An 18,921-nucleotide genomic window follows, 5' to 3' on the forward strand; every position below is an offset into this window, starting at 1 on the left:
GACGTGGACCTCTCCGACCTGAACAATCTGGACCTGGCCGATCTCAACATCGACCCCAACAACCCCGGTGGCTGGCCGCTGTGGGCGAAGATCGGCGCCGGCGTGTTGCTGGCGGCGGTGATCGTCGGCGGGGCCTACTATTTCGATACCATGGATCAACAGGAGGCGCTGGCGGGGCTGGAGAAGAAAGAGGATGAGCTGCGTACCGATTTCGAGGTCAAGCAGCGCAAGGCGGCCAATCTGGAGAAGCTGCGTGCCCAGCTCAAGGAGATGGAGGAGTCGTTCGGCTCGATGTTGCGCCAGCTGCCGGAGAAGACCGAGGTGGAGAACCTGCTCGACGACATCTCCCATACCGGTCTCGCCAGCGGGTTGGAGTTCACCCTGTTCAAGCCGGCCGGGGAGGTGCGCAAGGAGTTCTACGCCGAGCTGCCGATCAGCCTCAACGTCAACGGCAATTATCACGAGTTCGGTGCCTTCGCCAGCGGGGTGGCGGCGCTGCCCCGGATTGTCACCCTGCACAACATCAACATCAGCGGCAAGGGTTCCGAGCTGAACATGTCGGCTACCGCCAAGACCTACCGCTATCTTGAAGAGTGATCGCCCCGTGATTGTTCCCACGGCCCATCGAATATTGTCGAGCAGGGTGCGGCGTGTCGGCCGCGCCGGGGCGTTGCTGGCGCTGGTCGCCCTGCTGAGCGCCTGCGGTCGGGCCGGCATGGACGATCTGACCGCCTATATCAGTGAGGTGAAGAGCCGTCGCGGGGCGCCGATCGAGCCGTTGCCCCAGCCGAAGCCCTACGAGGCGTTCGTCTATCAGGCGTTCGAGCTGCGTGACCCCTTCTCCGCCACGACATCGGGCGAGGGGGCTGGCGGCGGGGAGAGCATGGGCAGCGGCAGCGGCGTATCCCCCGATTTCAAGCGCCCGAAAGAGGTGACCGAAAGCTTCCCGCTCGATTCGTTGCGGATGGTCGGCAGCCTCACTCGCGGCGGAGAGCTGTGGGGGCTGGTGAGGGATCCCGGAGGTACGCTGCACCGGGTGCAGCCTGGAAACTACCTGGGTCAGAACTACGGCCGCATCATCCGCGTCACCGAGGAGCGGATCGACTTGGTCGAGATCGTGCAGGACGGCCTCGGCGGCTGGATGGAGCGCCAAGCGTCCATCGCCCTGAGCGAACAGTGATTTTGGGGGTGATCAATGAGCGGTAACGGTTATCAACGGCCTCGCTTCGGCCTCTCTTCGGGCTGGACGTTGCTGCTCCGGGGAGGTTTGTGGGGGGGGCTCTGGATGCTGCTCGGGGTGCTGGCTCCGCTGGCCCATGCCCAGACGCAACCCCTGGGACTCGAAGGGGCCGAGTTCACCGCGCTTTCCGGCGATCGGGTGCAGGTGGTCCTTTCGCTCTCCGGGCCCCCACCCCGCCCGGTCAGCTTCACCATCGACAATCCGGCGAGGGTCGCCCTCGATCTGCCTGGCGTCGCCAATCGGCTGGAACGCAAGACCCAGACCATCGGCATCGGCGTGGCGCGTTCGATGGCCAGCGCCGAGGCCAAGGGGCGTACCCGGGTGGTGCTCAATCTGGTGGAGATGGTCCCCTACGTGACCCGCGTCGAGGGCAACGAGGTGGTGGTGGTGCTTGACGGCACCGGCAGCGGGATGAGTATGACCGCCCCTCCCACCCCGGCCGAGCAGGCTCCCGCCCCGGTGACCACGGCGAAGAAGAGAGCGAGGTCCGGGGTGCGTCAGGTCGAGAATGTCGACTTCCGTCGGGGCGAGAACGGCGAAGGGCGGGTGGAGGTGACACTCTCCGATCCCTCCATGCCGGTGGATATGAGCACCGAAGGGGACAGCGTGGTGCTGACCCTGTTGGACGCCGCGCTGCCCGCGGAGCTGGAGCGCCGTCTCGACGTGGTCGACTTCGCCACCCCGGTGCGCTCGGTGGAGACCACCGCGCGCGGCAACCAGGTGCGGGTGGTGGTGGCGGCGAGCGGCAATTTCGACCACTTCGCCTATCAGTCCGACAACCGCTACGTGGTCGAGGTGAAACCGTTCACCGCCACCGAGGAGGAGGCGAAGAAGAAGAAGTTTGGCTACACCGGCGAGCGGCTGTCGCTCAACTTCCAGGACATCGAGGTACGCTCGGTGCTGCAACTGATTGCCGAATTCACCGGCTTCAACATCGTTGTCGCCGATACCGTCTCCGGTTCGGTGACGCTGCGCCTCAACAACGTCCCCTGGGACCAGGCGATGGATATCATCCTGCAGAGCAAGGGGCTCGCCATGCGTCAGGAGGGGAACGTCATCATGGTGGCGCCGGCCAGCGACATCGCCGCCCAGGAGCGCCAGGAGCTGGAGGCGCAGAACCAGAACCAGGCACTGGCACCGTTGCGCTCCGAGTTCATCCAGGTCAACTACGCGCGCGCCTCCGACATCATGGGCCTGCTGCGTAGCGAGGGGGTCTCGCTGCTTTCCGACCGTGGCAACATCTCGGTCGATGAGCGTACCAATACCCTGCTGGTGCAGGATACCGCCGACAGCATCGCCGACATCCGGCGGCTGGTGACGCGCCTCGACGTGGCGGTGCGCCAGGTGATGATCGAATCGCGGATCGTGGTCGCCGACGACACCTTCAGCAAGGACCTCGGCGTTCGTTTCGGTGCAACCAAGCTCGCCGAGCGGGGAGACGGCCTCACCGCACTGACCGGTTCCGCCGCCGGGGCAGACACGATGATTGGTAGCGCCGTCGACAACATGACCAGCACGGGGTCGTTCTATCCGATCACCATGCCCTCCCAGGCGGATCGGTACAACGTCAACCTGCCGGTGACCGGTGCCGGCCAGTTTGGCCTGGCGATCCTCGGCGCCGACTACCTGCTGGATATGGAATTGCAGGCGATGCAGAACGAGGGCAAGGGCGAGGTGCTCTCCAATCCGCGGGTGATCACCGGCAACAACCAGACCGCCACCATCTCCCAGGGGCAGACCATCCAGTTCCTCGCCATCACCGCCGACGGCGCGTCGGTGCAGCCGATCAACGCCAACCTGAGTCTGGCGGTGACGCCCCAGGTGACCCCGGACGACCACGTGCTGATGTCGTTGACCATCACCGATGACAGCGCCGATTCGATCTCTTCGACGGTGGCGGTCACCAACAACCGGTCGATCACCACCAACGTGCTGGTGGCCGATGGCGAGACGCTGGTGCTCGGCGGGATCTATCAGGAGAGCCGCCGTCACGGCACCACCAAGGTGCCGCTGCTCGGCGATCTGCCCGGCCTCGGCGCGCTGTTCCGGTCGAAGACCCGTTCCAACACCAAGCAGGAGCTGCTGGTCTTCGTTACGCCGCGCATTCTCCGCGAGGGGCTGACGCTGAAGTAAGGGGCGGGCCTGCGGGTTCGCCCCTGTCGTATGAGGTATCATGCGGGGCATGACTCGAAAGCAGAATCTGATCCTCGTCGGTCCCATGGGAGCGGGTAAATCGACCATCGGCCGGCAGCTCGGAGAGGAGCTGGGGATGGAGTTCGTCGACAGCGACAAGGAGATCGAGCGGCGCACCGGCGTCGACATCCCGCTGATCTTCGAATTGGAGGGGGAGGCCGGGTTCCGCAAGCGCGAGTCGGCGATGATCCACGAGCTGGCGGGGACCGCCGGGACGGTGCTCGCCACCGGTGGCGGCGCGGTGCTCGACCCGGAGAACCGCACGGTGCTGGCCGCCCGCGGTACGGTGATCTACCTTCACGCCTCCATCGATCAACTGGTCAAGCGGACCGCCCGCGACCGTAACCGGCCGCTGCTGCAGGGCGGTGACCCGCGTCGCAAATTGGAAGAGATCATGGCGGTACGCGAACCCCTCTACCGCGAGGTGGCCGATATCGCCATCGATACCAGTGGCCGCAGTGTGCGGGCGGTGGTGAAGGAGCTGTTGGAACGGTTGGAGGAGGAGTGACGGGTCCCCCCGCACGACCTTGGAGAAGGGGCGATACGAGAACGCATGAAGACCTTGACCGTCGATCTCGGGGAGCGCAGCTACCCCATCTACATCGGCCGCGGCCTGCTCGGGGAGCCGCAGCGGCTGCTGCCCCACCTTGCCGGCCGGCGGGCGATGATCGTCAGCAACGAGACGGTCGCGCCGCTCTACCTGGAACGGGTGCGCGAGGCCCTCGGCGAGGTCCCCCACGACGTGGTGGTGCTCCCCGACGGCGAACGCTACAAGACCCTGGAGGTGATGAACCGCATCTTCGACCAGTTGCTGGAGCGGCGCCACGATCGCGGAACCACCCTGATCGCCCTCGGCGGCGGGGTGATCGGCGACATCACCGGTTTCGCCGCCGCCTGCTATCAGCGGGGTGTCGCCTTCATCCAGATCCCCACCACCCTGCTCGCCCAGGTGGACTCCTCGGTGGGCGGCAAGACCGGCGTCAACCACCCGCTGGGCAAGAACATGATCGGCGCCTTCTACCAGCCGCGCTGCGTGATCGCCGATACCGACACCCTGAACACCCTCGACGACCGTCAACTCTCCGCCGGTATCGCCGAGGTGATCAAATACGGCCTGATCCGCGACGAGGCGTTCCTCGGCTGGCTGGAAGAGAACATGGAGCGGTTGCTGGAACGCGATCCCGAGGCCCTCGGTTACGCCATCGAACGCTCCTGCCGGATCAAGGCGGAGGTGGTGGCGGCCGATGAGCGGGAGGCCGGGCAGCGGGCGCTGCTCAATCTCGGCCACACCTTCGGCCACGCCATCGAGACCGGCGCCGGCTACGGCAATTGGCTCCACGGTGAGGCGGTCGGCACCGGCATGAGCATGGCCGCGGAGTTCTCGGTGCGCCTGGGCTGGCTGGACGAGGCGTCGCGCGGACGGGTCGACCGGTTGCTGGAGCGGGCGCGCCTGCCGTTGATCCCTCCTGCCGAGCTGACCGTCGAACGCTTTCTCGACCTGATGGCGGTGGACAAGAAGGTACTGGATGGCCGTCTGCGGCTGGTGCTGATGAAAGGGATCGGCCAGTCGCTGGTGACCGGAGACTTCGATCCCGCCTCGCTTCGTGCCGCCATCGAGGCGTGCCTCTCCCGGCGTTGACCGCGAGCCGCTCCCTTCGTGCGTATCTACATGCAGACCACCGCATCCCCCGGACAGCCGCCGCGCTTCGTCCACCTGATCCTTCAGCGGGACCTGCTCGGCGGTTGGAGCGTGGTCAAGGAGGCGGGGCTTCAGGGGCGGTCGGGGCGGGTGCGGCGGGAGCACTTCGAGGAGCGTGAAGAGGCCGAAGGGGTGATGCTCAAGGAGCGCGACGCCCAGAGCAGGAAGGGCTTCAAGGTGGTCTTCGCGGAGGGACAGGAGCGACCGGTTTGAACGTTCTGGAGCGGATCGGCGCATTCCACCGGCGGGCGACGGAGGCCGGCGCCCTCGGCCGGCTGCTGTTCGGGGTGCGCCTGCCGCTGCTCTACCCGCTGATTATGCTGCTCGTTCTGCTCGGTTATCTCATGCTGCCCGGCGAGGGAGACCACTCGGTGACGGTGATCCCGATGGCCGCGCCCGTCGCTGAGGTGGAGGTGATGCCGCGGGTCAATGCGTCGCCGCCGATGCCCGAGCCGGTCATCGCCGAGGTGGCCCCGGCGGCGAGCGCCTCCCCTCCAGCGGCGCAGGCCGCGCCCCCGCCGCCCCCCGCGGTGGCCGGCAACGGTAACGCCGAGTGGCTGCTCAGCCTGCCGCCGAAGGGCTACACCCTGCAACTGCTCGGTTCGCGTCACGAGGAGACGCTGCGTGAGTTCGTCCGTCGTTACCGTCTGGAGTCGATGACCGCCTACTACCGCACCCGGTTGACGGGGGAGGCGTGGTACGTGTTGCTCTATGGCCTCTATGCCGATCGGGACGAGGCGAGCGTGGCGGTGGGGATGCTGCCACCGGCGGTGCGCAAGAACGCCCCCTTCCCGCGCACCATCGAGTCGGTGCAGAAGGCGATTCGTGAGGGGCGCTGAGCGTTGCAATATTTTCCGCATGGACCAACCAGCGTATCGCGCCGCAACTGATGGCCCATTCAGCGAATCGCCGAGCGGTCAGATGCCACGCGACCGATCCATGAGCCATGGCCGGGGGCCCTGACGAATACTGGCGGCGGCACGGACTGGAGCGGGATCCGTTCCCGGCCTCGCGCGACGGATGGTACACGGACGATGATCTGAAGCGGCGGCTTGATCTGCTGGTCTATCTGATCCAGTCCGGGGACCCGATGGTGCTGGTCCGCGGCGCGCGGGGGGCCGGCAAGAGCGTGCTGTTGAGCCAGTTCGTCGAGCGCGCCGAGGGGCGCTTCGTCATCTGTGCGGTACAGGCTGCGGACGGCTTCAATTCGGTGCGCCTTCTGGTAGCGCTCTCCCGGGCCTTCGCCAATGACCTGGCGGGGGGGGCATCGGAGGACCTCGGCGAGCGGCTGCTGGAGATCCAGCGTGATGGCGGCATCCCGCTGCTGCTGCTGGACGACGTCGAGCGGTTGACCGACGAGGCGCTCGATACGGTGCTCGAACTCTATGAGCGGATGGGCGAGAGCGGGCGACTGTTGCGGGTGGTGCTGGCCGGTGAGCCGGACGCCGAGGGGCGGCTCGCTGCGCATCCGCGCTTTCGCAAATACCTATCCGAGCTGCGCACACTCGATGTGGCGCCGCTGGTGGAGCGTCAGGTGGAGTCTTATCTGGCGTGGTGTCTGGCGACGGCGGGCGGGGCTTCGAAACGGCTCTTCTCCCCCGCCCAGCTGAGGACGATCGGCGAGGAGAGCGGTGGGCTGCCCGGAAGGATCGACGAGGTGGCCCGGCGGTTGCTTGGCGGTAGGGCGGCAACCAAGGCGGGAGGAGGGGAGATGAATCTGTCTAAATTGCGGGATCTGGACATCAAGAAGGTGCTCACCTGGTCGGGGGTGGCGCTGCTGCTGCTCGCCATCCTGATCTTCCAGGGGCAGATCAACCAGATGATCCAGGGAGATGCCGCCGTGCCCCGCGCCGAGGAGACCGCCGAGCCGCAGCCGATCGCCATCCAGCGGCGGGTCGGCGAGATGCCGCAGGGGACGCTGCCGGACCGGGTGGTGCGCTCCGCGGTCCCCCTCGTCTCGCCGCCGGTCGTCGCACCGCCGATCGCGCAGGCTGCGGGGACTGCGTCACCCGGTGAGGTGGAGAAGCTGGAGCCGAAGCCGCTGGCGGAGATCGGCGGCGGGGAGGCCGGTGCCAACGGAGCCGTGTCGTCCCCCGCGCCGACGGCACCTGCCCCTGCGCCCGCCGGGGGCGACGGGATGCCGTCTGCGGCCGCAGGGGCGATGGGGCCGGAGGCGTCCGCGCCGGAAGCGATGGCCGGCGACCCGTTGGCCGGTGCGCCGCTCGAACACCGTATCCCCCACCTGGAGAAACCGACGCCCTTTACGCCCAGTGAGCCGGTGGCCACGCCGCCGACGTCCGGCGCCCCGGAGGTGCCGGCCGGGGTGGCGCAGCCCGCCTCCCCAGCGGCGATGGGGCCCGGAGAGACGTCGTCGTCGGCCGAGGTGAAGAGCGGGGAGGCGTTGCCGATGCCCGCGGCGGAGCAGACGGAGAAGCCGGTGGCTGGGGAGGCGAAGGCCGCCGCCGCGGACCCGTCGCCCTCTCCCGCCGCCGACAAGCCGGCAGAGGCCGCGCCGGAGGAGGCGCAGCTGAGGGACGAGGAGTGGTTGATGCAACAGCCCCCCGGAGCCATCGCGGTGCAAGTGCTCGGCGGGGGGGACCGCGAGGCGCTGGTCGCCTTCGCCAGGAAACACGGGTTGGTGGAGGGAGGGGCCCTCTTCCACGGCGACAACCACGGGCAAAGCTGGTACGGGTTGCTCTCCGGGGTCTATCCCGATGTGGATGCGGCCCGTCGTGCGCTCAAGGCGCTGCCGCCGCTCTCTGCGGGGTACGAGCCGTGGTCGCGCAGTATCGCCTCGGTCCAGAAGGAGATCGAGAAGTCGCGGCATTAGGGACGCGGGCAGGCACCCGGGGGCCCGCCCTCCATAGGATTGAGTCAAACGCAACGGCCCACCCCGGCGGGGTGGGCGGTTACCGCCAGACAACCATTTTGCACGGGACTACCGATGGGAACCCGAACCCTTCACGCGACTTTCACCTTGTCGTTGATGGTCGGCCCGACCGAGCAACTGCGGCAAACGCACGGCTTGGATACCATCACCCGAAGCTATGGCGACCGCCTGCTGCATTTCCTGCAAAGCGAAGTGAATTTCGAATTCAGTGCCGAGGTGGGCAATTTCGATTTCGGCCTCAGCCTGAAGAACGACCCCACCTTCAAGGAGAGCCTGCAGCACGCCCTGCGCGGCTATTACGGGCAAATCACCAGGCAGGCGCGGGAATACGTCGGCGAAATCGTCGCCGCGCTGCGTGAACAACACGGTGATCCGGAACTCAAGGTGGTGCTGCTGGTTGATTCGGTGGAACAGATTCGCGGCATCGGCATGAGCGACTAGGCGCGGCAAATCCACGACAGCGTGCTGGAACTGTTTTATGCCCAGGCCAACAATCTGCGTTTTCCGCTCCTGCATGTGGTGTACACCATTCCGCCGTTCCTCCTGCCCATGATGCCGGGCATCGGCAAAGTCTTCGGTGCCTCGGTGGTGAACTGGCCCAACCTGCATGTGCGCAGGAAAGACGGTGGCGACGACGAGGACGGCCTGAAGCTGCTGGAAGAGATCGTTTGGCGCCGCTATCCCAAGTGGCAGGAGTTCTTCAGCCGCGAGCAGTTGCGTCGCCTGGGACGTGCCACCGGCGGCGATCTGCGCGATTTCTTCCGGGTCATCCGCGACGCCCTGATCGCCGCCTCGGTGACCGAGGACGGCGTCACCGCGGCGATTGTCGACCAAGTGGAAAACCGCCTGCGCTCTATCATGTCCGCGTCACCCGCTTTCGTGAATGGGAGACGGACAACCCGGCGCATATCGCCGGCTATATCCCCCGCCTGCTGCACCCCGGCCACCGCGATCAGGCGCTCAGCCACACCCCGATCTGGCTGGACTTGTCGCGCCTGGACAAAAAGGGTGAGAACCGCTGGCATGAGGCGCGGGCGGATTTTCTCAGCCGCTTGAACGAGCAGCGCGAACCGCTGCGACAGTGCCAGAATCGCCCGCTGGTGCTGATCCTGCCCGCCGTGGAGCGGGCCCACACCAAAATCCTGACCCCGGATCTATGGGCCATCCGCACCTTCTGCCTGGATACCGAAAACTGGATCGGCGCGCTTCCCGCCCCCCCGCGGGCCGAGCCTACCCGGGCTGGCGGCCTGTTTCCGCTGTCCAGGTATGAACAACAAACCGTGGACGAGTGGCAGCGCTTGTGGGACAAGCACCCGCCGGGCGGTTTGCCCAAACGCGCCGCGCCGCCGGCCGGTCTGCTGCAAACCGGCTTCGGCGCCTTCAACGCCCTCTACGCCAAACGCCACCTGCAACACGCCGAGGAGGTCGCGCAGGCGTGTTTGGCCCTTGCGCGGCAAACCCCCGAAGCCTTGCGCGACCTCTCCGTCTCTTTGAACAACGTAGGTAAAACCGCCCAAGCCCTGGGCCGCTGGGAGGACGCTCGCGCCGCGTTCGACGAATCGTTGGCGATTCGCCGCCAAATCCTGCAACGCGTCGGCGAAACCCCCGAAGCCTTGCGCGATTTGTGTGTGTCGCTCGACAACGTGGCGGACGCCGCCCGTGCGCAGGGTGATCTCGATGCGGGTCTGACGGCCCTGCGCGAAGGGTTGGATATCGGCGAACGCCTGGCCGCCGCCTTGCCGCAACACGCGCAATACAAAGGGTTGGCGGACTATTTCAGCGGGCGCCTGCGGGCGTTCGGGAAGGCAGCGTCGGTCGAGTAACCTCTCCCGTCACCGCGGGAGGATCGGCGGCGGCAGTAGGGGGAGAATGCAGGCTACAGCCTTTCCAGGGCGTCGCGCCGGCAGGCGGCCAGCGCCTCGCGATCGCCCATCTCCTCCAGGGTGCGGGCCAGCAGGCGGAACCCCGCAAGCCGCGGTTGTAGTGCGACGCTCGCCTCCAGGTAGCCGCGGGCCTTTCCCCACAGCCGGGCGTGGAGCGCCAGCCGGCCGGCGGTGAGCAGCAGGGAGGCGTCACGCTCGTGGCGTTTCAGCCACGCCTCCGCCTGATTGAGCAGGGGGATCACCTCCAGGTGGTGGTGGAGATCGCCGTAGAGCAGCGCCAGCGCCTCGCTCCAGCGCTCCTCCAGCCGGCGGCGGAGGAAATTCTCCACGTCGATCGCCGCTTCGCAGGCCATCAGTCGGCGGACGTAGGCGGCCACCACCTCATCCTCCTCCCGCAGCCGCTCCGGGAGCGCTTTCCAGACCCCGCGCAGCCCTTCCGGGTCGTTCCCCTCCGCGTATTTCTCCATCAGACCGAGCCACGTGGCCCGCTCCCATTCGATGGGCGGAGCGGGATCGAGCCGGGGGAGGAGCGTGCGTAGCGCGCCCCAATCCTGCAGGGCGTAGTGGCTGCGGGCGAGCAGGGTGTCGAGGCGGGGCAGTTTGGGATGGCGCTCATGCAGTCTGAGCAGGGTGGCGAGGGCCTGTTCGTGACGTCCCTCCTCGATCCACCAACGGGCCTGGAGCAGGCCCGCGGCCGCCTCGTCCCGCTCGCGCAGCTCCATCGCCTGGTGGAGGTGGCGGTCGCGCAGCTCCCGTTCCCCCAGTTCGTGGGCGGCGGCGGCGGCGGTGTAGAGGTGGAGTTGGGGGTGCTCGCTGTGGCGAACCCCTTCGGTGGCGAGGCGCATGGCCCGCGTGAGGTGGCCTTCGGCGGCAGCGGTCACCGCGTCGGCAAGACGGGCGCGGGCACGGCTGGCTCGCCGCGCCCTCTTCCAGCGACCGATCCGCCCGGGCAGCCGGAACAGGCCGCCGCCGAGGCGCAGCGCCAGATGGAGGGCGAGGAAGGCGGCCGCCGCGCCGAGGGTGACCAGCGAGAGCGTGGTTTCCAGGGACCAGGGGCCGTAGTGGATCAGGACGTAGCCGGGATCGCGATCGGTGGCCATCACCCAGGCGATGATGGCGGCGACGGCGGCCGCGGCGAGCAGCAGCCGCCAGATCACGGCGAGCGCTCCCCGCTCTCCGCCTCGGTGTTCCTCACCGTGGTGAGTGCCTCCAGGGTTTCGCCCAGGTCGGGAAGGGGGCGCTGCAACGGCGCCTGCTCGAGACGCGCCAATTCGCGCAGGGTAATGCGGGTCGAGGGGGCGGCTCCGTCGAAGTGGGCGACGATCCAGCGGCGGGCCCGGGCGAGGGCGTCGCGGAAACCGGCAGGGTCTTCCCGATAGAGGGCCAGCCGTGCCGTCTCCAGGGTAAGGCGCAGGTTTTCGGTCAGGAAGTAGCGCTCCGCGGGGGCGATCAGCGGGCGGGGCGGGTCGCCGTCGCGGCGCACCACGACCGACTGCTTCAGCCAGCGTTCGGCCTGGTCGAGCCAGTCGCGCCACTGCCAGCGGTCGGCGGGGGGTTCGGGCGCCCCGGCGGGGGCGTCGGCCGGGGTGTGGGGGATCGGCAGCGGCAGCGTTTCCACCTGGTCGATCAGCCGGCCCAGGGCGGCGGAGTGTGCGGAAAGGGGGGCGGGGGGGAGCGACTCGAGGGCGGCGACATCGGCGGCGAGCAGGGTGCGCGGGGTGTGCAGGGCGGGATCCCCCAGTTCGGCGAGGCGGCGGTCGGCGTCCCGCAGCAGGGCGATGGCGGTGGTGGCGTCCTCCTTGACCCGCAGGGTGTGGCGGGCGAGGCGTACCAGGTATTCGGCCTCGGCAACCACCCAGCCGTTGCGGCCGTGCAGACCGGCGAGGGTGCGCAATCCGGATAGCGTCTCCTGCAGGGCGCGCTGTCGTTCTTCCAGGGTGCGGCTGCGGGTGGCCGATTCACGCTCGTTCAGTGCCAGTTTGTGTTCCAGTTCGCCGATGCGTCGCGCCTGGTCGTTGAGCAGCGCCCGCTCGCCTTGGTCGCGGCGCCCCTGCTCCAGATACTGATGACCGTTCCAGCCGGCTACCGCCAGGGCGGTGAGCAGTGCCAGCCAAGCCGCCGCGCCGCCGCTGCGTCGTTCCCGGGACGGTGTGGCGGACGACGGCTCGGTCGGCGATGCTTCCGATTGCTCGGCGGTCGGCGGCTCGTTCTCCGGCGGGGGTGATTCGGGGCGTTCGTCAAGCTGGGCGGGCAGGGTGCGTGCGGTCATCGAATCGTCCATTGGCGCCGGACCCCTTCGGCGATGGCCGCCACCATGGCGTCGTCTCCCGCTTCCTGGGCCACGATCGGTTCAAAGGTGAAGCCCAGCTCGCGGGCCAGCGCGGCATTGCGCTCGCTGATCACCACCAGCGGGGTCTCCAGCAGATAGCGGCGCCCCTCCTCGCCCACCATCTCCACCAGGTTGAGGAGCGCTTCGTTGCTGGTGGCGGTGGCGACCTGGATCTCCCCTTCACGCCAGGCGCGAAGCAGCGGGGCAGGGTCGTGGTTGGGGCGGATGCGACGGTATGCCTCCGCGTAATCGACCTCGGCGCCCCGGCTGCGCAGGGTCTCCGCGATGTGTTCCCGTCCGCCCTCGCCGCGGAAGATGACGATCCGCTTGCCGGCGACCTCATGCATCTCCGGCAGCGCCAGCAGCGATTCGCTGTTGTAGGGCGGGGCGGGCATCAGGTGGGGGGCGAGGTGTCGCTCAGCGAGCGCGCGGGCGGTGGTCGGGCCGATCACCGCCCGCTGCAGCTCAGGGGGAAACCGGCGTCGACGACGAACGGCCTCCACGCCCCACTCCACCGCATTGATGCTGACGAAGATAACGAGATCGAAGCGGTCCAGGTCGGCGATCAACCGCTCCAGCGGAGCGGGGTCGGCCGGTGGGCCGATCTCCAGGACGGGGAAGCGGAAGGCGGTCCCCCCCTCTTCGGTGATCAGGCGGCAAAAGGGGTCGGCCTGCCCCTCCGGGCGGGTGACCAGGATGCCGAGGCCGAGGAGGGAACGGGGGCTCATTCCGATTCCATCAGTTCCCGGAGTATGCGGTCGGCGCCGCGGGAGAGCAGATCATCGGCGAGGCGTACGCCCAGGCGCTCGGCGTCGGCGGCCGGGCCGCGGATCTCGCCGCGGACCACCTCCGAGCCGTCCACCGCGCCGACCAGTCCGCGTAGCCAGAGCGTCTCTCCCTCCAGTTGCGCGTAACCGGCGATGGGGACCTGACAGCCTCCCATCAAACGGGCGTTCATCGCCCGCTCGGCACGGACCCGGGTGTGGGTGGCGGGGTGGTCGAGGCACGTGACCAACTCTCTGATTCGCTCGTCTCCCTGACGAATCTCGATGCCGAGGGCGCCCTGGCCCACCGCCGGCAGGCTCTCCTCCTCGCCGAGGATGGCGGTGATGCGCGGGTCGAAGCCGAGGCGCTTGAGGCCGGAGCTGGCGAGGATGATGGCGTCGTAGTCACCGGCATCCAGTTTTGCCAGCCGGGTGTTGACGTTGCCGCGCAGGCTGATGACCTCCAGGTCCGGTCGCCGGGCACGGACCTGGCACTGCCGGCGTAGGCTGGACGTGCCCAGGCGGGCGCCGCCGGGAAGTTCGTCCAGCGCCTTGAAGGCGTTGGAGACGAAGGCGTCGGTCGGATCTTCCCGCTCCAGAATCACCGCCAGCTCGAAGCCGGTGGGCAGCTCCGCCGGGACGTCCTTCATGGAGTGAACCGCCAGATCGGCCTCGCCGGCCTCCATGCGCTGCTCCAGCTCCTTTACGAAGAGTCCCTTGCCGCCGATCTTGGCCAGCGGGGTGTCGAGGATCCTGTCCCCCCGGGTGCTCATGGGGAGCAGCTCCACGACGAGCCCGGGATGGGCCTCTTCGAGCCGCTGTTTGACGTGTTCGGCTTGCCACAGCGCCAGCTGGCTCTTGCGGGTGGCGATTCGGATCGATGGGTGGCTCATGTCTGGATGGGAATTCGGTAACCGGGAGCGGGGAATCGGAAAGTCCGTCATTGTTCCTGAATTGCTCCCCCATTTCAAAGGGCTCGCGCGGTGTGCGGCGACAGGTAAAAACGGGGTTGACTTCCCGGATGCTTGATTAGATAATCCTTATACGCTTATTTTCAAGCAACTCCTCCATCCTCCTTTGGTGGTTTTGGCGCGGCACCCCATGCCGCGCCATTTTTTTGCCCCAATTCCCTTTATTCCCGGATGCCGTGCCAAGCGGAAAAGGGCGATGATGGAAACGGGAATAATCATTATCATGCGAGCTGGCCGGGCGGCGTTGCCCGCGAGGCGATGAGATTTTCCTTTTGGGTCTTGTGTCGTCGCGAGGAATCTTGTAGGATCTCCCGCCTTTCGTGAAGCGGTTTATCTGCGGAGTGTATCGATGAAGACTTTCAGCGCCAAGCCGGCCGAAGTGAAGCGTGACTGGTTCCTGGTTGACGCCGACGGCAAGACCCTGGGCCGACTGGCCAGTGAGATCGCCCGTCGCCTACGCGGCAAGCACAAGACCGAGTACACCCCCCACGTCGATACCGGCGACTACATTGTGGTGATCAATGCCGAGAAGGTGGCGGTGACCGGCAACAAGGCCAAGGACAAGATGTATCACCATCACACCGGGTATATCGGCAACCTGAAGTCCATCAGTTTCGAGAAGCTGATCGACAAGGCGCCTGAGCGTGTCATCGAGACCGCGGTAAAGGGCATGCTGCCGAAGAATCCGCTCGGCCGCGCCATGTTCGGCAAGCTGAAGGTCTACGCCGGTGCCGAGCATCCCCACACTGCCCAGCAGCCCCAGCCGCTGGAAATCTGAATTTAGAGAACAACGGAAGCGTGCATCATGCCTGAACAGCACATCGCCACCGGCCGCCGCAAGAGTTCCGCGGCCCGTGTATTCATCAAGCCCGGTCAGGGCGAGATCACCGTCAACGGTCGTTCCCTCGACACCTTCTTCGGTCGTGAGACCTCGCGGATGATTGTCCGCCAGCCGCTGGAGACGGTGGAGATGGTCGGGAAGTTCGACGTCAAGGTGACGGTCCGCGGTGGCGGCAACACTGGGCAGGCTGGCGCCATCCGCCTCGGTATCGCCCGCGCGCTGATCGCCTACGACGAGTCCCTGCGCAGCCCGCTGCGTAAGGCCGGCTTCGTTACCCGTGACGCCCGCGAGGTGGAGCGCAAGAAGGTGGGTCTGCGCAAGGCCCGTCGGGCGACCCAGTTCTCTAAACGTTAAGAGCAAAGGGCAAAGATTAAAGATAAAAGGAGTATGTTCGGTTTCTCGGTATCGCAAAGGGGTCGTGCGCCGAAGTGCGGACTCAGCTCTACATCGTCAAAGAGCTGGGGTTGATCGAGGCCGAAGCGGCCTCCGGCTACATTCAGGAGACAGTGGAAATCTCCCGGATGCTCCAAGGCCTGATTCGAAGTGTGAACCCGCTTTAACTTTTCTCTTTTATCTTGTATCTTTTCTCTCCGCTTTTTGGGGGATCGTCTAGCGGCAGGACTACGGACTCTGACTCCGTCAACCTAGGTTCGAATCCTAGTCCCCCAGCCAACAAGAAGGCCCGGCCATCATCGAGATGGTCGGGCCTTCGTCATTTTGGCCGCTCGGATGCTTTTTCGGTTGGCGAGAGTGGGGTATTGTCATGAAAACAATACATACTGTATCCGCATTTTTTTTAGCCCCAACATATAGACTCGAATTTCCCTTAAGTGGATATACGGAACTGTTGCGCATTGGCAACAGTTCTGCGGGGGTGTGGTTTTTTTGAAAAAATCTGTTGCGTCCTTGTTGAGGCAGTGCTATAAAAAGGCACCGTTAACTGCTGCGGTTTATTTGGTTTCATTCCTAACTCACTGAAGGAGAATGAGAATGCAGAAGAAGTTTATCGCTCTCGCGATCGCCGGCGTCCTGGCTGCCCCTGTTGCCGCCTCCGCCGACACCGCCAACGTCACCGTCTACGGCAAGGCCCACATGTCCATCGACCACGTCGACACCGGCAATAGCATGTGGGACGTGCGCAGCCGTGCCTCCCGCCTCGGCTTCAAGGGTACCGAGGACCTGGGTGACGGCCTGAAGGCCGTGTACCAGATGGAGTTCGGTGTGGAGATGGCCGACCGCAACAACGACATCAACGATGGTGACCGTGGTAGCCTCTCCCAGCGTAACACCTTCATCGGCCTGGCCGGTGACTGGGGTACCTTCGTCGTCGGTCGTCACGACACCCCCTTCAAGATCTCCACCGGCAAGCTGGACCTGTTCGGCGATGAGGCGGCTGACTACAACGACACCCTCGGCTTCATCGACGCCCGCGCCGACAACGCCGTCGCCTACATCTCGCCCTCGATGAGCGGTCTGACCCTGGCTGCCGCCATGGTTCCTGCCGGCACCTCCACCGTCTTCGGCGGCGCCAACGCCAACGCCGACGGTCTGGCCGAGGCGATCTCCGTCGCCGCCATGTACGGCAACGGTCCTCTGTACGCCGCCCTGGCCTACGAGACCTACGATCAGGACGTGATCACCTCCACCAGCGCGACCCCTGACCTCGACATGTGGCGTTTCGGCATCGGCTACTCCATGGACGCCTTCAAGGTCGGCTTCGTCTACGAGAACGAGGACGTCGGCGCCGATTTCGACATCTACCAGCTGTCCGCCGCCTACAAGTTCGGCAACAACGTCGTGAAGGGCATGTACGGCGAGACCGACGGCAACGCCCTGGGCACCATCGGCAAGGGCGACTCCTGGGGCATCGGCCTGGATCACCACTTCAGCAAGCGTACCAAGGTCTATGCCCAGTACGTCGAAATCGATCCGGACGCCGCCGGCGTCTCCAACACCGATACCTTCTCCGTGGGTATGGTGCACAGCTTCTAATCGTCCTGCGGACGTGATGAGCTGAAAAAAGGGGCCTTCGGGCCCCTTTTTCCGTTTTCGACGCCTCACCGCATGGCGGTGGGGCGTCTTTCGTTTTCGAAATGGAGAGTGGTTGAAGGAGGCGGTGGGGCCCGTGGGTGTCGTGGGCTGTTCGGGCTGGGAGCCTGTCGGGCTATGGGAGGGCGAGCCGCGGGAGGGCCGGAGGGCCGGCCCCAATTTTTCGAAAATCCGAGGAGAATAGCGGGCTATTTGACGAGGGTTTTCGGAAATGGGCAGGGCCGTCATCCCGCTTTCGCGGCCCGATCCCCCATGGTCCGACAGGTTCCTAGACCGCGACCGGCGCCTTGATCGGCGGGTGGCATTGGTAGTCCGTCAGTTCGAAATCGTCGAAACGGAAGTCGAAGAGTTCTTTGACCTGAGGGTTGAGGTGCATCGCGGGGAGTGGGAGCGGGGGGCGGGAGAGCTGTTCGCGGGCTTGCTCCAGGTGGTTGAGGTAGAGGTGGGCGTCGCCGAGCGTGTGGACGAAGTCGCCGGGTTCGAGATCGCACACCTGGGCAATCATCCGGGTGAGCAGGGCGTAGGAGGCGATGTTGAAAGGGACGCCGAGGAAGATGTCCGCCGAGCGCTGGTAGAGCTGGCAGGAGAGTCGACCGTCGGCGACGTAGAACTGGAACAGGGTGTGGCAGGGGGGGAGTGCCATCTGCTCGACCTGGGCCACGTTCCAGGCGGAGACGATCAGGCGGCGGGAGTCGGGGGTGTTGCGGATCTGTTCCACTACCTGGCGGATCTGATCGATGTGGCCGCCGTCCGGGGTGGGCCAGCTGCGCCACTGGTGGCCGTAGCCGGGGCCGATGCCGCCCCAGCGTTCGGCAAAGGCGGCGTCGTCGCGGATTCGCTCGACGAAGCGCTCCAGGGAGATCGCGTCATGGGTGGCGGCGACGTAGTCGCGGTGGGGCCACTCGTTCCAGATTCCCACCCGGTTCTCCACCAGATAGCGGATGTTGGTGTCGCCGGCGAGAAACCAGAGCAGTTCGTGGATGATCCCGCGCAGGAATACCTTCTTGGTGGTGAGCAGCGGGAATCCGTCCCGCAGGTCGAAGCGCATCTGATGACCGAAGATGCTCAGGGTGCCGGTGCCGGTGCGGTCTCCCTTGCGGGTGCCGTTTTCCAGGACGTGGCGCATCAGGTCAAGGTACGGCTTCACGGGGTGGCGCCCTCCTTGGCGTGCCCGCGGTGGCGATGGGCGAGCAGCAGCAGCAGGGCGCCGAAGAGGATCATCGGTGTGCTGAGGAGCTGGCCCATGGTGAACCAGCCGCCGGCGAGGTAGCCGATCTGAATGTCGGGTTGGCGGACGAACTCCACCAGGAAACGGAAGATGCCGTAGGCGGAAAGGAATAGCCCGGAGACCGCCATGGTGGGGCGGGGCTTGGCCGAATAGAACCAGAGGAGCAGGAACAGTACCACGCCCTCCAGGGTCGCCTCATAGAGTTGCGAGGGGTGGCGGGCCAGCGGGCCGGCGTCCGGAAAGACCATTCCCCACGGAAGGTCGGTGGGGGCGCCCCACAGCTCGCCATTGATGAAGTTGCCGATGCGGCCGCTGAACAGGCCGATCGGTACCAGCGGGGCGACGAAGTCGGCGACGGCGAAAAAGCCCTTGCCGTGGCGCCGGCCGAACAGCCAGAGTGCGGTGATCACGCCGAGCAGTCCGCCGTGGAAGGACATGCCCCCTTCCCAGACGCGGAACAGCACCAGCGGGTCGTGGAGAAAGAGCGGCAGGTTGTAGAAAAGGGTGTAGCCGATGCGCCCGCCCAGCACCACGCCGAGGGCCGTATAGAAGAGCAGGTCGTCCATCTCCAGCGGTTTCCAGCCGGATCCGGGCCGGCGCACCCGTAGCCGTCCGAGCCACCAGCCGCCGGCGAAGCCCACCAGGTACATCAGGCCGTACCAGCGCACCTTCAGCGGCCCCAGTTCGAGGGCGATGGGATTGAATTCGGGAAAACTCAACATGGCCCCGAATCCTATCAGACAGGGAGGCATTTTGGGTCGGAAATCGAATACGCTTAAAGTCCGAGTCGTTCATGGGCGCCGTAGGTTGGATAAGCGATGGCGCATCCGCCGG

At 66.3% G+C, this 18,921-nt stretch carries 20 protein-coding genes, 1 tRNA gene and 1 pseudogene; 16 read left to right on the forward strand and 6 right to left on the reverse strand.

Going from position 1 to position 18,921, the window contains the following annotated elements; genetic code table 11:
* The first annotated feature begins 3 nt into the window (after window positions 1-3).
* The 11 genes from ACYQ2W_RS09320 to ACYQ2W_RS09370 all read left to right on the forward strand — a co-directional run bounded on the left by ACYQ2W_RS09320 (window position 4) and on the right by ACYQ2W_RS09370 (window position 9,845).
* Window positions 4-597: a type IV pilus inner membrane component PilO gene (locus ACYQ2W_RS09320; RefSeq protein ID WP_459865565.1), complete on the forward strand. Its 594-nt coding sequence runs from the start codon at window positions 4-6 to the stop codon at window positions 595-597.
* Between the two features lie 7 nt (window positions 598-604).
* Complete coding sequence (locus tag ACYQ2W_RS09325) at window positions 605-1,180, forward strand: pilus assembly protein PilP (RefSeq protein WP_459865567.1); 576 nt, start codon at window positions 605-607, stop codon at window positions 1,178-1,180.
* Between the two features lie 15 nt (window positions 1,181-1,195).
* The gene (locus ACYQ2W_RS09330) at window positions 1,196-3,373 is read left to right on the forward strand and encodes a type IV pilus secretin PilQ (RefSeq protein ID WP_459865569.1); all 2,178 of its coding nucleotides are present in this window, start codon (window positions 1,196-1,198) and stop codon (window positions 3,371-3,373) included.
* A 49-nt stretch (window positions 3,374-3,422) separates the two neighbouring features.
* Window positions 3,423-3,941 carry a shikimate kinase AroK gene (gene aroK, locus ACYQ2W_RS09335; RefSeq protein ID WP_459865571.1) on the forward strand — a complete coding sequence of 173 codons (519 nt, stop codon included), beginning with the start codon at window positions 3,423-3,425 and terminating at the stop codon, window positions 3,939-3,941.
* Window positions 3,942-3,986: 45 nt separating this feature from the next.
* Window positions 3,987-5,072, forward strand: a complete 1,086-nt coding sequence (gene aroB / locus ACYQ2W_RS09340; protein ID WP_459865573.1) for a 3-dehydroquinate synthase — start codon at window positions 3,987-3,989, stop codon at window positions 5,070-5,072.
* Between the two features lie 18 nt (window positions 5,073-5,090).
* Entirely contained in the window at window positions 5,091-5,345 is a 255-nt protein-coding gene (locus ACYQ2W_RS09345; RefSeq protein ID WP_459865575.1) for a hypothetical protein, read from the forward strand.
* Window positions 5,342-5,971, forward strand: a complete 630-nt coding sequence (locus ACYQ2W_RS09350; protein WP_459865577.1) for an SPOR domain-containing protein — start codon at window positions 5,342-5,344, stop codon at window positions 5,969-5,971. The genes ACYQ2W_RS09345 and ACYQ2W_RS09350 overlap by 4 nt, the downstream gene beginning before the upstream one ends.
* A 107-nt stretch (window positions 5,972-6,078) precedes the next feature.
* Window positions 6,079-7,962 carry an AAA family ATPase gene (locus tag ACYQ2W_RS09355; RefSeq protein ID WP_459865579.1) on the forward strand — a complete coding sequence of 628 codons (1,884 nt, stop codon included), beginning with the start codon at window positions 6,079-6,081 and terminating at the stop codon, window positions 7,960-7,962.
* Between the two features lie 114 nt (window positions 7,963-8,076).
* Window positions 8,077-8,463, forward strand: coding sequence for a hypothetical protein (locus tag ACYQ2W_RS09360; protein WP_459865581.1), 387 nt, complete (start codon window positions 8,077-8,079; stop codon window positions 8,461-8,463).
* A gap of 21 nt (window positions 8,464-8,484) precedes the next feature.
* A complete protein-coding gene (locus ACYQ2W_RS09365; RefSeq protein WP_459865583.1) occupies window positions 8,485-9,078 on the forward strand; it encodes a hypothetical protein in 594 nt (197 codons plus the stop codon).
* Window positions 9,009-9,845 carry a tetratricopeptide repeat protein gene (locus ACYQ2W_RS09370; RefSeq protein WP_459865585.1) on the forward strand — a complete coding sequence of 279 codons (837 nt, stop codon included), beginning with the start codon at window positions 9,009-9,011 and terminating at the stop codon, window positions 9,843-9,845. The genes ACYQ2W_RS09365 and ACYQ2W_RS09370 overlap by 70 nt, the downstream gene beginning before the upstream one ends.
* 53 nt (window positions 9,846-9,898) lie before the next feature.
* Here the strand turns inward: ACYQ2W_RS09370 and ACYQ2W_RS09375 are convergent, their stop codons facing one another.
* From ACYQ2W_RS09375 to hemC, 4 genes are read right to left on the reverse strand one after another with little or no spacing between them, the layout of a single operon-like run.
* The gene (locus tag ACYQ2W_RS09375; protein WP_459865587.1) at window positions 9,899-11,062 is read right to left on the reverse strand and encodes a heme biosynthesis HemY N-terminal domain-containing protein; all 1,164 of its coding nucleotides are present in this window, start codon (window positions 11,060-11,062) and stop codon (window positions 9,899-9,901) included.
* The gene (locus tag ACYQ2W_RS09380) at window positions 11,059-12,174 is read right to left on the reverse strand and encodes a uroporphyrinogen-III C-methyltransferase (protein WP_459865589.1); all 1,116 of its coding nucleotides are present in this window, start codon (window positions 12,172-12,174) and stop codon (window positions 11,059-11,061) included. The genes ACYQ2W_RS09375 and ACYQ2W_RS09380 overlap by 4 nt, the downstream gene beginning before the upstream one ends.
* On the reverse strand, window positions 12,171-12,962 hold the full coding sequence (locus ACYQ2W_RS09385; protein ID WP_459865591.1) for a uroporphyrinogen-III synthase: 792 nt from the start codon (window positions 12,960-12,962) through the stop codon (window positions 12,171-12,173). Before ACYQ2W_RS09385 ends, ACYQ2W_RS09380 begins: the two co-directional genes overlap by 4 nt.
* The gene (gene hemC, locus ACYQ2W_RS09390) at window positions 12,959-13,891 is read right to left on the reverse strand and encodes a hydroxymethylbilane synthase (protein WP_459865593.1); all 933 of its coding nucleotides are present in this window, start codon (window positions 13,889-13,891) and stop codon (window positions 12,959-12,961) included. The genes ACYQ2W_RS09385 and hemC overlap by 4 nt, the downstream gene beginning before the upstream one ends.
* A gap of 427 nt (window positions 13,892-14,318) precedes the next feature.
* Here hemC and rplM point away from each other — a divergent pair, with 427 nt between their 5' ends.
* The 5 genes and pseudogenes from rplM (at window position 14,319) to ACYQ2W_RS09415 (ending at window position 16,802) form a co-directional block, all read left to right on the forward strand.
* Entirely contained in the window at window positions 14,319-14,747 is a 429-nt protein-coding gene (gene rplM / locus ACYQ2W_RS09395) for a 50S ribosomal protein L13 (protein ID WP_459865595.1), read from the forward strand.
* A gap of 27 nt (window positions 14,748-14,774) precedes the next feature.
* Window positions 14,775-15,164, forward strand: coding sequence for a 30S ribosomal protein S9 (gene rpsI, locus ACYQ2W_RS09400; RefSeq protein WP_459865597.1), 390 nt, complete (start codon window positions 14,775-14,777; stop codon window positions 15,162-15,164).
* 38 nt (window positions 15,165-15,202) lie between these two features.
* Window positions 15,203-15,370 (forward strand): annotated as a pseudogene (locus ACYQ2W_RS09405) (four helix bundle protein); the annotation flags it as partial.
* A 38-nt stretch (window positions 15,371-15,408) separates the two neighbouring features.
* Window positions 15,409-15,482: transfer RNA gene (locus ACYQ2W_RS09410), tRNA-Gln, on the forward strand.
* 318 nt (window positions 15,483-15,800) lie between these two features.
* The gene (locus ACYQ2W_RS09415; protein WP_459865599.1) at window positions 15,801-16,802 is read left to right on the forward strand and encodes a porin; all 1,002 of its coding nucleotides are present in this window, start codon (window positions 15,801-15,803) and stop codon (window positions 16,800-16,802) included.
* Between the two features lie 325 nt (window positions 16,803-17,127).
* On the opposite strand, the gene thyA is transcribed toward ACYQ2W_RS09415, so the two are convergent.
* The gene (gene thyA / locus ACYQ2W_RS09420) at window positions 17,128-18,006 is read right to left on the reverse strand and encodes a thymidylate synthase (protein ID WP_459865603.1); all 879 of its coding nucleotides are present in this window, start codon (window positions 18,004-18,006) and stop codon (window positions 17,128-17,130) included.
* Window positions 18,003-18,809 (reverse strand): prolipoprotein diacylglyceryl transferase, encoded by an 807-nt coding sequence (lgt, locus tag ACYQ2W_RS09425; protein ID WP_459865605.1) that lies wholly within the window; start codon window positions 18,807-18,809, stop codon window positions 18,003-18,005. Before lgt ends, thyA begins: the two co-directional genes overlap by 4 nt.
* Between the last annotated feature and the right edge of the window lie 112 nt (window positions 18,810-18,921).

Source organism: Endothiovibrio diazotrophicus (assembly GCF_054657215.1).

What these genes read in the sequence shown, in the direction of transcription:
- rpsI (WP_459865597.1), top strand. Translation starts at nt 14,775, where the DNA reads ATGCCTGAACAGCACATCGCCACCGGCCGCCGCAAGAGTTCCGCGGCC.
- ACYQ2W_RS09330 (WP_459865569.1), top strand. Translation starts at nt 1,196, where the DNA reads ATGAGCGGTAACGGTTATCAACGGCCTCGCTTCGGCCTCTCTTCGGGC.
- lgt (WP_459865605.1), bottom strand. Translation starts at nt 18,809, where the DNA reads ATGTTGAGTTTTCCCGAATTCAATCCCATCGCCCTCGAACTGGGGCCG.
- rplM (WP_459865595.1), top strand. Translation starts at nt 14,319, where the DNA reads ATGAAGACTTTCAGCGCCAAGCCGGCCGAAGTGAAGCGTGACTGGTTC.
- ACYQ2W_RS09415 (WP_459865599.1), top strand. Translation starts at nt 15,801, where the DNA reads ATGCAGAAGAAGTTTATCGCTCTCGCGATCGCCGGCGTCCTGGCTGCC.
- ACYQ2W_RS09385 (WP_459865591.1), bottom strand. Translation starts at nt 12,962, where the DNA reads ATGAGCCCCCGTTCCCTCCTCGGCCTCGGCATCCTGGTCACCCGCCCG.
- ACYQ2W_RS09360 (WP_459865581.1), top strand. Translation starts at nt 8,077, where the DNA reads ATGGGAACCCGAACCCTTCACGCGACTTTCACCTTGTCGTTGATGGTC.
- aroK (WP_459865571.1), top strand. Translation starts at nt 3,423, where the DNA reads ATGACTCGAAAGCAGAATCTGATCCTCGTCGGTCCCATGGGAGCGGGT.
- aroB (WP_459865573.1), top strand. Translation starts at nt 3,987, where the DNA reads ATGAAGACCTTGACCGTCGATCTCGGGGAGCGCAGCTACCCCATCTAC.
- ACYQ2W_RS09355 (WP_459865579.1), top strand. Translation starts at nt 6,079, where the DNA reads ATGGCCGGGGGCCCTGACGAATACTGGCGGCGGCACGGACTGGAGCGG.
- hemC (WP_459865593.1), bottom strand. Translation starts at nt 13,891, where the DNA reads ATGAGCCACCCATCGATCCGAATCGCCACCCGCAAGAGCCAGCTGGCG.
- ACYQ2W_RS09380 (WP_459865589.1), bottom strand. Translation starts at nt 12,174, where the DNA reads ATGACCGCACGCACCCTGCCCGCCCAGCTTGACGAACGCCCCGAATCA.